This is a genomic window from Micromonospora sp. NPDC004540 (genome assembly GCF_040610095.1).
Taxonomy (GTDB): domain Bacteria; phylum Actinomycetota; class Actinomycetes; order Mycobacteriales; family Micromonosporaceae; genus Micromonospora.
Window position 1 is genome coordinate 1 of record NZ_JBEXLR010000044.1, and the last position, 12,909, is coordinate 12,909.

The 12,909-nt window shown below is 73.1% G+C and carries 14 protein-coding genes and 1 pseudogene; 4 read left to right on the top strand and 11 right to left on the bottom strand.

Annotated features, from left to right (window positions below):
* From ABZV78_RS16630 to ABZV78_RS16645, 4 genes and pseudogenes are all read right to left on the bottom strand, one after another.
* Positions 1-77 (bottom strand): annotated as a pseudogene (locus tag ABZV78_RS16630) (FAD-binding protein); the annotation flags it as partial.
* Between the two features lie 32 nt (positions 78-109).
* Entirely contained in the window at positions 110-949 is an 840-nt protein-coding gene (locus ABZV78_RS16635) for a hypothetical protein (protein ID WP_355639381.1), read from the bottom strand.
* A 230-nt stretch (positions 950-1,179) separates the two neighbouring features.
* Positions 1,180-1,998: a hypothetical protein gene (locus ABZV78_RS16640; protein ID WP_355639383.1), complete on the bottom strand. Its 819-nt coding sequence runs from the start codon at positions 1,996-1,998 to the stop codon at positions 1,180-1,182.
* Between the two features lie 110 nt (positions 1,999-2,108).
* Entirely contained in the window at positions 2,109-2,804 is a 696-nt protein-coding gene (locus ABZV78_RS16645) for a DUF4245 family protein (protein WP_355639385.1), read from the bottom strand.
* Between the two features lie 159 nt (positions 2,805-2,963).
* Between ABZV78_RS16645 and glpX the strand changes: the two genes are divergently transcribed.
* Positions 2,964-3,995 carry a class II fructose-bisphosphatase gene (glpX, locus tag ABZV78_RS16650; RefSeq protein ID WP_355639387.1) on the top strand — a complete coding sequence of 344 codons (1,032 nt, stop codon included), beginning with the start codon at positions 2,964-2,966 and terminating at the stop codon, positions 3,993-3,995.
* A gap of 29 nt (positions 3,996-4,024) precedes the next feature.
* Positions 4,025-4,993 carry a DMT family transporter gene (locus ABZV78_RS16655; protein ID WP_355639461.1) on the top strand — a complete coding sequence of 323 codons (969 nt, stop codon included), beginning with the start codon at positions 4,025-4,027 and terminating at the stop codon, positions 4,991-4,993.
* Here the strand turns inward: ABZV78_RS16655 and ABZV78_RS16660 are convergent.
* On the bottom strand, positions 4,962-5,879 hold the full coding sequence (locus tag ABZV78_RS16660) for an NAD-dependent epimerase/dehydratase family protein (RefSeq protein ID WP_355639389.1): 918 nt from the start codon (positions 5,877-5,879) through the stop codon (positions 4,962-4,964). The genes ABZV78_RS16655 and ABZV78_RS16660 overlap by 32 nt on opposite strands.
* A 137-nt stretch (positions 5,880-6,016) precedes the next feature.
* On the opposite strand from ABZV78_RS16660, the gene ABZV78_RS16665 reads away from it, so the two are divergent.
* Positions 6,017-6,709: a TetR/AcrR family transcriptional regulator gene (locus ABZV78_RS16665; protein ID WP_355639391.1), complete on the top strand. Its 693-nt coding sequence runs from the start codon at positions 6,017-6,019 to the stop codon at positions 6,707-6,709.
* Between the two features lie 15 nt (positions 6,710-6,724).
* On the opposite strand, the gene ABZV78_RS16670 is transcribed toward ABZV78_RS16665, so the two are convergent.
* The 6 genes from ABZV78_RS16670 to ABZV78_RS16695 form a co-directional block, all read right to left on the bottom strand.
* Positions 6,725-7,693, bottom strand: coding sequence for an NAD(P)/FAD-dependent oxidoreductase (locus ABZV78_RS16670; RefSeq protein ID WP_355639393.1), 969 nt, complete (start codon positions 7,691-7,693; stop codon positions 6,725-6,727).
* Between the two features lie 103 nt (positions 7,694-7,796).
* The gene (locus ABZV78_RS16675; protein WP_355639395.1) at positions 7,797-8,459 is read right to left on the bottom strand and encodes a rhomboid family intramembrane serine protease; all 663 of its coding nucleotides are present in this window, start codon (positions 8,457-8,459) and stop codon (positions 7,797-7,799) included.
* Between the two features lie 101 nt (positions 8,460-8,560).
* Positions 8,561-9,241 carry a lytic transglycosylase domain-containing protein gene (locus ABZV78_RS16680; RefSeq protein ID WP_355639397.1) on the bottom strand — a complete coding sequence of 227 codons (681 nt, stop codon included), beginning with the start codon at positions 9,239-9,241 and terminating at the stop codon, positions 8,561-8,563.
* Between the two features lie 278 nt (positions 9,242-9,519).
* Positions 9,520-10,932 (bottom strand): PhoH family protein, encoded by a 1,413-nt coding sequence (locus ABZV78_RS16685; RefSeq protein WP_355639399.1) that lies wholly within the window; start codon positions 10,930-10,932, stop codon positions 9,520-9,522.
* 344 nt (positions 10,933-11,276) lie between these two features.
* Positions 11,277-11,705 (bottom strand): hypothetical protein, encoded by a 429-nt coding sequence (locus ABZV78_RS16690; RefSeq protein ID WP_355639401.1) that lies wholly within the window; start codon positions 11,703-11,705, stop codon positions 11,277-11,279.
* On the bottom strand, positions 11,702-12,043 hold the full coding sequence (locus tag ABZV78_RS16695) for a hypothetical protein (RefSeq protein WP_355639403.1): 342 nt from the start codon (positions 12,041-12,043) through the stop codon (positions 11,702-11,704). The genes ABZV78_RS16690 and ABZV78_RS16695 overlap by 4 nt, the downstream gene beginning before the upstream one ends.
* A 264-nt stretch (positions 12,044-12,307) precedes the next feature.
* Between ABZV78_RS16695 and ABZV78_RS16700 the strand changes: the two genes are divergently transcribed.
* On the top strand, positions 12,308-12,748 hold the full coding sequence (locus tag ABZV78_RS16700; RefSeq protein WP_355639405.1) for a helix-turn-helix transcriptional regulator: 441 nt from the start codon (positions 12,308-12,310) through the stop codon (positions 12,746-12,748).
* Positions 12,749-12,909 lie beyond the last annotated feature (161 nt).

Sequence of the window (12,909 nt, forward strand, 5' to 3'; positions counted from 1 at the left end):
CGGTTGGCGCCGTGCACGCCGGTGCAGGCGACCTCGCCGCACGCGTACAGGCCGGGGATGGAGGTGCGGCCGCGCATGGGGCGGCCGGAGCCGCCCCGCCGGCACGCTGTCACTTGAACAGGTTGTAGAACTCCGCCGGCGCCTCGACGACCTGGTCGGCCGGGGGCTTCTGCGCGGCCGCGGCGTTTCCGTAGTCCGTGTAGGTGATCTTCACGTCCTGCGCGGCGCTCTGCCCGGCGGCCGGGATCTGGAGCACCAGCTCGCTGAGCCGGCCCTGCGGGTCGACCTTCGCGGTGAACGGCACCGACTGGGCCTGCGCGCCGAGCGCGGTGATCACGGCCGGGTCGAGCGAGCCGGCCTCGGCCGCCTTCGACACGTCGACGGTGCCCGCGTACGCGCCGTCGCCGGTCTGCCGGACCTCGGTGATGCCCTGGGTCAGCACCGCGCTGCCGGCCGGGTCGACCTGGTCGAAGTCGAAGCCCAGCGCCCGGTTGCCCTGGATGCGGGTCTGGTCCAGGTGCTGGTACTTGCCGAGATTGAGGTTCTTCAGCCCGGGCACGCTGGCGGCGGCCTTGCCGCCCAGCTCCAGCTTGACCCAGCTGTCCGGCTTGTAGTGGATCAGGTCCAGCTTCATCATCAGGTCCGACGACGGGTCGCCGATGGTCATCCGCATCTCGGCGCTCTGGGTGGGCTCGTGCACCTGCCCCTCGGCGGTGGAGCCGGCGCCGGCCATGGTGAACCGGAAGTTCCCGTCGCGGATCGCGTTGGTGGAGTCGAGCAGGGCCTGCTTGGCGTCGCCGCCGGGGGTGCCGCTCGGGGCGATGCTGCCGGAGGCGGCCGGGGTGGCGGACGCGCCCGTGCCGACGGTTCCGTTGTCGTTGCACGCGGCCAGGCCGGGAATGAGCAGCGCCGCGGCGAACGCGGTGGCGCTGAAGCGTCGAATCTTCACGTCAAACCTCTCCAGGTGGGTCGTCCGGCCCACGGAGGTGCCGGAGTCGGGCGCCGCAGCCCGGACGCCGGCTCCGGCGCACGAGCCCCGTCCGGCCGGTGTGGTCGGCCCCGGCGGGCTCGTGCCCCCTTCTGTTCCCTGAAGCGGTGTTCCGCAATCCCGGCCCGGTGCGGAAGGGCACCGGAAGCGGCGGCCGGGGACGGCGCGAACCGCCCCCGACCGCTGGAGGATCAGCCCTTGAACATGTCGTAGAGGCTGGCGGGCGCCTCGACGACCTGGGCGGCCGGCGGGGCCTGCACCGGGGTGGCGGTGCCGTAGTCGGCGTAGGTGACGGTCACGGTCTGCGCCTCGGCGGCGCCGGCGGCCGGCACCTGCACGGCGAACTCGGTCAGCCGGCCCTGCGCGTCGAGCTTCGCGGTGAACGGCACGGCGCTGGCCTTGGTGCCGAGGGCCTTGACGGTCTCGGCGTCGAGCAGGTCCGAGTCGGCGGCCTTGGTGGCGTCGATGGTGCCCTCGTAGGTGCCCTCGCCGGTCTTCTTGACGTCGGTGATCGCCTTGACCATCTTGTCGCTGCCGGCCGGGTCCACGTCGCTGAAGTCGAAGTCCAGCTCGCCCGCGTCCTTGACCTTGGTGCGGTCCAGGTGCTGGTACTTGCCCTTGGTCGCCTTGAAGCCCGGGATGGCGTCGGCCATCGCGCCGTCCAGGTCGAGCTTGAGCCAGCTGTCGGTGTCGATGAACACCATGTGCATGGCCATCGAGATGTCGTCGGCGGCGGTCGCGCCGCTGGACATCTTCATCTCGGCGCTCTTGGACGGCATGTGGACCTTGCCGTCCCCGTTGAACTCGCCACCCTTGATCGAGAAGCTGAAGTTGCCCTTCTGGATCTCCTTGGTGGAGGCGGCGAGCGCCTCCTTCGGGTCCGCGGGCACCGCCGGGGCGCTGGACTTGCTGTCGGCGGTCGGCGAGTCGGCCTCGGTCTTGCAAGCGGCCAGACCGGGCACGAACAGGGCGGCGGCGAGTACGCCGACGCTCCAGCGTCGAAGGTTCACGTCAATCTCTTTCCGGTTGCTGTCCGGGACGCGTCACGCGTACCGGTTTGTCGGGCCCGGGCAGCGTAGCGGACCGATGCCTGCCCCGGGGGCGCGGCGACGGGAGCGGGTCAGCGCAGGGCGGTGGCCAGCTCGCGCAGCTCCGCCTCCCCGGCGTCACCGACCACGAGCACCGTGCGGTTCGGCTCCAGCAGGACGAGGGCCTGCTCGTTGCCGCGCGCGGTGTACCGCTGCCAGCTCGCGCCGCCGGGCAGGTCGGCCGGGCCCTGCGGCTGGCCGCCGCTCAGCTCGGCCGGCAGCAGCTTCTCCGCCGGCACGTTGCTCTCCACCAGCTGCGCGCCCCGGCCCTCCGGGGTCAGGTAGCCGATGCGCAGCGTTCCGCCGCCGGGCTCGGCCTGGTAGCGGGCGCTGACCGTACGCCAGTCGGAGCCCAGCCCCCGCGGCTCGGCGACCGGGAAGGCGTTGGCCGCCCGGGCCTGCTCGACGGCGGGCGCCGGGTCGACGGTGACCGGCTCGTCCCCGCCGAGGAAGCCCCGGTAGAAGGCGAGCAGCAGGGCGATCGGGACCAGCAGCACCAGCAGCGACAGCGCCATGTCCTTCGGCGACCGCTCGGACCTGGCCTTCTCCTTCCGCGGGGGCGGCGCGGGCTGCTCACCGGCGTCGGTCAGCGGCGCGGCCCCGGTCGGCTCGACCAGGGCCGGTTCCCCGGCCGGCGGGGTCGCCGAGGCGTCCGGCCGCACCGGCGGCTGGCCGTCGGGCGGGGTGGCGTCGGTCGGTACGCGGTCGGCAGGCTGTGCGGGTTCCACCCGGCCATTCTCGCAGCCGTCCGGGTGACGTGATCCTGGCCTCCTCCGCCCCGCTCCGGCGTCGAACCTGAGATCGTGTGAGGATCAGCGACAAAGCCGGCGGCGGCGACGGCCGCATCCCGCCGGTCCACCCCGCAACGTCGCGAGGAGGAAGCCGTCATGACAACCACCAGGACGCGGACCCCGCAGGATCTCGACCGCAATCTCGCCCTCGATCTGGTCCGGGTGACCGAGGCCGCGGCCATGGCCGCCGGCCGCTGGGTCGGCCGGGGCGACAAGGAGGGCGGCGACGGAGCCGCGGTCGACGCCATGCGCAAGCTGATCAACTCGATCCCGATGCGCGGTGTCGTGGTGATCGGCGAGGGCGAGAAGGACAACGCCCCGATGCTCTTCAACGGCGAGGAGGTCGGCGACGGGACCGGTCCCGAGGTGGACGTGGCGGTCGACCCGATCGACGGCACCACGCTCATGAGCAAGGGCATGCCCAACGCGCTCGCCGTGCTCGCGGTGGCCGAGCGGGGCGCGATGTTCGACCCGAGCGCCGTCTTCTACATGGAGAAGCTCGCCGTCGGCCCGATGTACGCCGACGTGGTCGACATCAACGCCGGGGTGGGCGAGAACATCCGCCGGATCGCCAAGGTCAAGGGCACCGACCCCGCCGAGGTGACGGTCTGCGTGCTGGACCGGTCGCGCCACGACGACCTGGTGAAGCAGATCCGACGAACCGGGGCGGGCATCCGGTTCATCTCCGACGGCGACATCGCCGGCGCCATCGCGGCGGCCCGGGGCGAGTCGGATGTCGACGTGCTGATGGGCATCGGCGGCACCCCGGAGGGCATCACCGCGGCCTGCGCGCTGAAGTGCATGGGCGGCATGATGCAGGCCAAGCTCTGGCCCAAGGACGCCGAGGAGCGGGAGAAGGCGCTGGCCGCCGGGCACGACCTGGACCGGGTGCTCTTCACCGACGACCTGGTCACCGGCGACAACTGCTTCTTCGTGGCCACCGGCGTCACCTCCGGTGACCTGCTGCGTGGCGTGCGCTACCGGGCGGGCGGGGCGTACACCCAGTCGATCGTGATGCGCTCGAAGAGCGGCACGATCCGGGTGATCGACTCCTACCACCGGCTGGAGAAGCTGGCGCTCTACTCGGCGGTCGACTTCGACGGGCGCCCCCTGGCCGAGCAGGAGTGACCGCGACCGGGACGGCGGCGCCCCCGGCGCTGTCGACCACGCGGCGGGTCGCCGGCACCGGGCTGGCCACCGCCTCGGGGGTCGCGGTGGCCGTCCAGTCCCGGATCAACGGTGAACTCGGCGTACGGCTGGCCGACGGGATCGCCGCCGCGGTGGTCTCGTTCGGCGTGGGCCTGCTGATCCTGCTGGTGCTGGTCCCCGCCACCCCGGGCGGCCGGCGGGGGCTGGCCGCCCTGCGCGCCGCGCTCCGGGCCGGCTCGCTTCGGCCCTGGCAGTGTCTCGGCGGGGTCTGCGGCGCCTTCCTGGTCGCCACCCAGGGGCTGACCATCGGCACCCTCGGCGTGGCCGTGTTCACGGTCGCCGTGGTGGCCGGGCAGTCCGGCAGCAGCCTGCTGGTCGACCGGGCCGGCATCGGCCCGATGGGGCGGCAGCCGGTCACCCCGAACCGGCTGGTCGGCGCGGTGCTCACCGTGGTGGCCGTGCTGCTGGCGGTGGGCGACCGGCTCGGCGACCCGGGCGCCCTGGCGCTGGCCCTGCTGCCGCTGGCGGCCGGGGTGGGCATCGCCTGGCAGCAGGCGGTGAACGGCCGGGTCCGCGGGGCGTCCGGCAGCGCCATGACGGCCACCCTGGTCAACTTCACCGTCGGCACGGTGGCGCTGCTCGCCACCTTCGCGGTGGAGGTCGCGGTCCGGGGCCGCCCGGCCGGCGGTTTCCCGGCCGAGCCGTGGCTCTACGTGGGCGGCCCCATCGGCATCGTGTTCATCGCGCTGGCCGCCGCCATCGTCCGGTTCACCGGCGTGCTGCTGCTCGGCCTGGCCACGATCGCCGGTCAGGTCGTCGGCGCCGTCCTGCTGGACGTGCTGCTGCCCACCGCCGCCTCGCACCCCACGCCGACCACCCTGCTGGGGGCGGCGCTGACCATGGTCGCGGTGCTGATCGCCGCGGTCGGGCCGCCCCCGCGGCCGGTCAACCGCGCAGCGCCGCCACCGTCTCCTTGACGGCCCGGTCCAGCGGCGTCGCCTCGATGCCCAGGCTCGCGGTGGCGGCCGTCGAGTCCAGCACGTAGGGCCGGTCGAACTGGTAGGCGGTCTCCCGCAGTTCCCGGACGAACGGGTTGGCCACCCCGCCGAGCCAGAGCACCGGGTACGGCATCCGGGTCAGCCGCGGCGCGGGCGCGCCGACCAGGGCCGCCGCGCGGCCGGCCAGGTCCCGCATGGACACGGCGGGCGCGCTGGGCACGTGCCAGGCCCGCCCCCAGGCCCGCTCGTCGGTCGCGGCGGCGACCAGGGTACGGGCGACGTCGGGAATGTACGTCCACGTGTGCGGGGCGTCCCAGTCGACCGGCAGGAACGCCCGCCGCCCGGCGAGCACCCGGGGCAGCACCATCATGGCCAGCGAGGTCCCGTCCGCGCCGAGGTAGTCGGAGCCGCGTACCTCGGTGATCCGGGCCCGGCCGGCCCGGTGCGCGGCGAGCGCGTCGGCCCACATCCGGTTGCGGACCCGCCCCTTGACGCCGGTCGCGGCGAGCGGGGTCGCCTCGGTCATCGGACCGTCGACCGGGCCGTACCCGTAGAGGTTGCCGACGGTGGCGAGGACGGCGCCGGTCCGCTCGGCGGCGGTGAGCAGCGCGGCGGCCAGCGGCGGCCAGTCCAGCGGCCACCGGTGGTACGCCGGGTTGGCGCAGTTGTACAGGGCCGCCGCCCCCTCGGTCAGCGCGGTCAGCCGGTCCGCGTCGGCGGCGTCGGCGGCGATGCGCTCGACGGCGGGGTGGGCGGGGCCGGTGCCGCGCCGGGTCACCACCCGCACCCGGTCGCCGCGCTCGGCGAGGAGGCGGGCGGTGGCGGTGCCGACGGGTCCGGCGCCGACGATCACGTGCAGGGCCATGAGGGGCCACCCTTCGAAGCGGGGATCCAATTCGAGAGCAGCGCTCTCGCAACAGAGCATGACCGATCCCAGCGGATTCCGTCAAGAGCAGTGCTCTCGGTTTTGATTGCCGCTCTCTTCCGTGGCAGAGTGGGGGCATGGTCGCTCCCTCGCTCCGCGCCCGGGTCCGCGCCGGCATGATCGAAGAGATCAAGGCGGTCGCCCGCCGCCACCTGGCCACCGACGGTGCGAACCTCTCGCTCCGCGCGGTCGCCCGGGACATGGGCATGGTCTCCTCGGCGATCTACCGCTACTTCCCCAGCCGCGACGACCTGCTCACCGCGCTGATCCTCGAGGCGTACGGTGCGCTCGGCGACGCGGTGGAGGAGGCCGACGCCGGCGTCGACCGGACCGACCTGCGCGGGCGCTGGCACGCCGTGTGCCGGGCCGCCCGGGCCTGGGCGCTGGCCCACCCCGCCGAGTACGCCCTGATCTACGGCAGCCCCGTCCCCGGCTACGCGGCCCCGGACGACACCGTGGCGCCGGCATCGCGGCCCCCGGTGACCCTGGTCGGCATCCTCCGCGACGGGGTGGCCGCCGGACTGCTCACCCCGTTGGGCGAGGACCTGCCCGAACCGCTGCGGTCGGACGTGGCCGCGCTGGGTGCCCTGATCGACGTGGACCTGCCGCCCGCCCTGCTGGCCCGGGGCATGGCAGGCTGGACCCAGCTCTTCGGGCTGATCAGCTTCGAGCTGTTCGGCCGGATCAACCGGATGCTGCCGCACCGCGACGAGTACTTCGACCACCAGACCGGGCTCATGGCCGACCTGATCGGCCTGCCCGCCGCCTGAGCCCGCCGGAGCCGGTCAGGTGCCGTCGGACGAGTGGCCGGGGAAGAGGTGCGCGGTCGGGTCGATGACGACCGCCGCGTTGTTGATCGCGGTGGCCGCTTCGCCGAAACCGGTGGCGATCAGCCGGACCTTGCCCGGGTAGTCGGTGATGTCCCCGGCCGCGAAGACCCGGGGCAGGTTGGTGGCCATCGCGCTGTCGACGACGATGTGCCGCCGGTCCAGGTTCAGCCCCCACTCGGCGAGCGGGCCCAGGTCGGCGGTGAACCCGAGCGCGGCCACCACGGTGTCCACCGGGAGGGTCTCCACCGCGCCGCCGCGTACGGTCAGCTCGGCGCCCGTGACCCGGTCGTCCCCGTACAGCCGGCTCACCTCGGCGTTGACCACGATCCGCACCGGCAGGGCGCGCACCCGGTCGACGGTCGAGGCGTGCGCGCGGAACCGGTCCCGCCGGTGCACCAGGGTCACCGAGCGGGCGATCGGGGCCAGCGTCACCGCCCAGTCGAACGCCGAGTCGCCGCCCCCCACGATGAGCACGTCCCGGCCGGTCAGCTCGGTCGGCTGCGGTACGAAGTAGACGATCCCGGCGCCCACGAAGCTGTCCGCCACCGGCAGCGGCCGGGGCGTGAAGCTGCCGAGCCCACCGGTGACCAGCACCGCGCCGCAGCGCAGCTGGTCGCCACCGGCCAGCCCGAGCACCGGCCGCCCGTCCAGGTACGACAGCTTCTCCGCGCGCACCCCGAGCAGGTAGTCCGGGCGGAAGGGCGCGGCCTGGGCGACCAGGTTGGCGACCAGCTCCCGCCCCTTGATGGCGGGGAACCCGGCCACGTCGAGGATGAGCTTCTCCGGGTACATGGCGGTGACCTGGCCACCCGGCTCGGGCAGCGCGTCGATCACGGCCACGGAGAGCCCGCGAAACCCGGCGTAGTAGGCGGCGAACAGCCCCGCGGGACCGGCCCCGATCACGGCGACATCGACCTCGCGCATGGCGTACCGTCACTTTCGCCAAGGGATCAACGCGTGCTGATCCCGACGGTAGGCGGGCCGGTGGCCGCGGGCAAGCACGTCCCGCCGGCCGGTGGGCGTGCCGTCAGGGCAGCGTGACCGGGGGTGACCCGAGCGAGTCCCCGCCCGCGACCTCCGCCCGGCGGCGGCGGAACAGGATCGCCGCGACGACACCGCCGAGCAGCCCGAACAGGTGCCCCTGCCAGGAGATGCGCTCGTCGGTGGGGAGGATGCCGAGCAACTGCCAGCCGTAGAGCAGGCCGACCAGGAGCACCACGGCGAAGTTCCACCAGCTCCGCTCGACGATGCCGCGGGTGAGCAGGATGCCGAGGTAGCCGAAGATCACCCCGCTCGCGCCGACCACCACCGAGTTGGGCGAGCCGGTGAACCACACCCCCAGGCCGCTGACCAGGATGATCACCAGCGTGGACCAGAGGAACCGGCGGGTGCCGGCGGCCAGCACGAAGGTGCCGAGCAGGATCAGCGGGATGCTGTTGCTGTAGAGGTGGTTCCAGCCGGCGTGCAGGAACGGCGAGAAGAAGATGCCGTCCAGCCCCTGGATGCGGTGCGGGATGATGCCGGCGGTGACGTCGAGGTCGGCGCGCAGGCCGACGTCGACGGCCTCGACGAGGAACAGCACCGGCACGACCGCGCACATGGCGACGAAGGCGCGGCCGAGCGCGGCGTAGAACGCCTCGGTGCCGAACCGGTGGGGGTCGCCGCCCGTCGGGCCGTCATGCCAGGTCACCCGTCAACAGCTATCAGCAATCGGGGCGCACCGCCACCCGAGCCGCGACACGACGACGGCGGAGCGTGCGAATCTCCGCACGCCCCGCCGTCGGTGTCCGATCAGTACCAGCCGGTGCTCTGCGAGTGGGCCCAGGCGCCGCACGGGTCGTCGTAGCGGCCCTCGATGTAGCCGAGGCCCCACTTGATCTGGGTGGCCGGGTTGGTCTTCCAGTCGTCCGCCACCGAGCCCATCTTGCTGCCCGGCAGGGCCTGCGGGATGCCGTACGCGCCGGACCCCTCGTTGTAGGCCTTGTGGTTCCAGCCGCTCTCCTTGGTCCAGAGCTTGTCCAGACAGGGGAACTGGTCGATGCCGAAGCCCTCGTCGAGCATGAGCGCGCAACCGATCCGTCGGTTGCCGCTGAACTCCTCGCAGGAGGCCGGGATCGGCCCGTCGTACGGCTTGGCCGCCGCCTTCTCCGCGGCCTCCCGCTCCTTCTTGCGGGACGCGGCCGCCGCCTCGGCCTCCTTGGCTCGCTCGGCGGCCTCCTTGGCCGCCGCAGCGGCGCGCAGCTTCGCCTGGTACTCGGCGGCCCGCTGCTTGGCCGACTCCAGGCGGTGGTCCGCCTGGCGGTCGCGCTGGTACGCGTACTCCGTCCGGTCGACCTCCAGGCCGACCTGCGCGGTCAGGCCCTGTTGCTGGGTCTGTCGGTCTTCACCCAGGTAGAAGCCACCGGCGACGCCCACGGAGAGCAGTGCGACAGCGGCCGTACGGGCGCCGAACCGGCTCCACAGCCGACTCACGAAGTGTCCCTTTCGTCGGGGGCAAGGACACGGCGCGACGCGTGGCCCTGGATCGGCCGCGCCGGCGCCGTGAGCGCCCCGACCCTCGCGGTCGCAGCCGACGCACCGGTGCTCGTGGCTCATTCGCACTGCTGTGGCGAACGATGCTCAACGATCTTGGTGATGCGGGGACGCTCGATGGACACCATTGCGCACAGTGAGGCCGATGGGAAACCAAGGACGCCGAATGTGATCTGCGCCACAAGGCGAATGCCGTCAAATACGGGCAAACCTCAGCCTCAGAGCGGGATGTCCTCCAACAGATCGGTGACCATCGCGGCGATGGGAGAACGCTCCGAACGGCTGAGGGTGACGTGCGCGAAGAGGTGATGACCCTTCAGCGCCTCGATCACCGCGGTGACCCCGTCGTGCCGCCCGACCCGGAGGTTGTCCCGCTGGGCCACGTCGTGGGTGAGCACCACCCGCGAGCCCTGACCGATCCGGGACAGCACGGTGAGCAGGACCCCGCGCTCCAGCGACTGCGCCTCGTCGACGATGACGAAGGCGTCGTGCAGGCTCCGGCCGCGGATGTGGGTCAGCGGCAGGACCTCCAGCAGGCCCCGCGAGGTGACCTCCTCCAGCACGTTCTCGTGCACCACCGAGCCGAGGGTGTCGAAGACGGCCTGGGCCCAGGGCGACATCTTCTCCGACTCGGAGCCGGGCAGGTAGCCCAGCTCCTGGCCGCCGACCGCGTACAACGGGCGGAACACGACGACCTTCTTGTGCCGGCGGCGCTCCATCACCGCCTCCAGGCCGGCGCAGAGCGCCAGGGCGGACTTGCCGGTGCCGGCCCGGCCGCCGAGCGAGACGATGCCGATCGACTCGTCCAGGAGCAGGTCGAGCGCGACCCGCTGCTCCGCCGAGCGGCCGTGCACGCCGAACGCCTCCCGGTCGCCACGCACCAGCCGGACGGTCTTGTCCGGCAGCACCCGACCGAGCGCCGAGCCCCGCGCCGAGTGCAGCACCAGGCCGGTGTGGCAGGGCAGGCCCGCCGCGGCGTCGAGGTCGAGCGTCTCCCCCGCGTACAGCCGACCGACCTCCTCCTCGGCCAGCTCCAGCTCGGCCATCCCGGTCCAGGTCGGGTCGCTCGCCTGACCGTGCCGGTACTCGTCGGCCCGCAGGCCGACCGAGGCCGCCTTCACCCGCAGCGGCATGTCCTTGCTGACCAGCGTGACCTCGCGCCCCTCGGCGGCGAGGTTGAGCGCCACGGAGAGGATCCGGGCGTCGTTCGACTCGTTCCGGAACCCGGGCGGCAGCACCCCGTCGTCGGTGTGGTTCAGCTCCACCCGGAGGGTGCCGCCCTGGTCGTTGGCGGGCACCGGCCGGTCCAGCCGACCGTGCCTCACCCGCAGCTCGTCCAGCATGCGCAGCGACTGCCGGGCGAACCAGCCCAGCTCGGGGTGGTGGCGCTTGCCCTCCAGCTCGGAGATCACCACCAGCGGCAGCACCACCTCGTGCTCGGCGAAGCGGTGGAACGCTGCGGGGTCGGAGAGGAGGACCGAGGTGTCCAGGACGAAGGCCTGGCCGGCTGGTCGGGGCTCCTCGGTGCCGGCGGACGCGGCGGCCGTGCGGCGGCTGCGGGTGGTCCGGCGGGTCGTGGCGGTCGCGGCCGGGGTCTGATCGGCAGCGGCGGGGGTACGGCGAGTGGTCACAGGCCTGCTCCGCGGATGGGCACCCGGCCACCCGAGTTCCGCCTCTTCCGGTGCCCGGGGGACACGGGGTCGGATGCGGGCCCCGTGCGCGAGGTCGCAGGTCCGGGCTGTCCGGCTGGCCCGGGAAAACCCCGTGCCATGCCTAGACGCTAGTGGCCCCGGGCCCGGTCGGCTAGTGGTGCCAGTGGATCACACGTACACGGGAGATGAACGGCGCGCGGCGGAACCGGCCGGGATGCATGCCCCCTGCGCGCATCCCGGCCGGCGGAGCCGCCGTCACCGGTCTGACGACGGCTCCGACGGTGCGCGTCCGCCGCGGACGGCACACCGCGTCTGGGCGGACCTCAGCCCTGCCGCCGGACCAGGGTCCCGGTCCGCGTCCCGCCGCCGGCCGTGCCGAACGACGAGCCGGTGTACGTGGTGCCCTGGCGGGTGGCCAGGCCGCCGAGCTGGGCGGTCGCGGCGGTCCGCAGGACCGGGCCGGACGTGGCCCGGGCGGTGACCGCGGCGGGGACGGCGGTGCCGGCGAACGGTGTGCTGCGCCCGGCCGGGGCGCTCACCGCGGTCGGGGCCGGGCCGGCCAGCGCCGAGGCGATCGCCGCCTGGGCGTCCCGTCGGCGCCGGTTCCAGGCGCCGCGGTCACCGTCGAAGTAGCCCTGGCGGTAGCCGAACCGGTAGCCGATCCGGTAGCTGAGCTGGCCGTGCAGCCGGCCCGCCGCGTAGCAGGTCGAGCCGAGCACGAGGACCAGCACGACGGCGACAAAAGGGCTCATCGCTCGTCCGCCCCGGGCAGGGGGTCGACGACCAGCAGCCGCTCCAGATCGGCGGTGCTGACCTCCTCGACCAGCTCGACGCTGATCCGGCAACCGTCGACGATCACCTCGGCCACCGAGGCCCGACGGATCTCGCCGCCGGCGTCGTAGACCCGGACGCTCAGCTCGGGACAGCCGAGGTGGGTCCGCCACGCGTTCCACTCGTCGCGGTCACCGACGCTGAGGGAGAGGTAGCGGCAGCCTCGGGCCAGATAGAGCCGCCACGGGGCGCTCAGCCCGGCGGTCACCCCCTCCGCGATCAGGCCGAAGGCCTGCGCACGGGTCGCGAGCTCGGTCACGAGACCCCCTCGACACCCGCGGAGTGACGCATGTGAGCACTCGTCGTCTCATGCACGTGACACACCGTAAGTTGTCTCATGAGCGTGACAGTATCAGCTTTTCGTCTGTTTACCGCCGTACTGGCGTCCATCTATTCTGCCCGGGTGACACCCCTCAGGAACAGCGCTGGATCGTTTACCGAGAATCGTGGATCACCGTCACGTCGGCGTGACAGCAGCGTGCCGGGACGAGCTGCCGAGACCGACTGGCCGTACCGTCACGGGGTGACCGAGACCGCGAACGCACGGAAGATCGCCTTCGCCACCTTCGTCCGCCGCGCGTTGGAGGACGCGCGCGCCACGCGGGCCTGGAGCGGCACCGAGGTCTCCCGGCGCACCGGCGTCTCCCGGCAGACCATCAACCGGTGGGTCCGCGGCGACTGGGCCAGCGACCCGGAGGCGGAGCGGGTGGTCGCCTTCTGCGAGGGCCTGGGGCTCAACCCGGCGGCGGCGTTCACCGCGCTCGGCTGGGACCGCACGGCGGCCCCCCGCGCCACCCCCACCCCGCCGCCGATGGACCCGGACGTCGAGGCGCTGCTGCGCCGGCTGGTCGACCCGAACGTCTCCGACGCCGAGAAGTTTCACATCCGGGAAACCATTCGCTACCTCGCTTACCGCCCGACACTCCCGGCCGATTCCGGAAAACGAGGAAGACAGGCCGGATAGACGACACTCCACTTAGTTCCGCAAATGGCGAAAGAACGGCCGGACAGATCCGATCGATCCCCTCCAGGCTCGGATCGGACGCGCTAGCGTCCCTGTTTGTACTGCTCGGGGCTCGTCATCGGCGGGGGGACGGGACACAGCCGAACCCAGCCCTGCGGGAC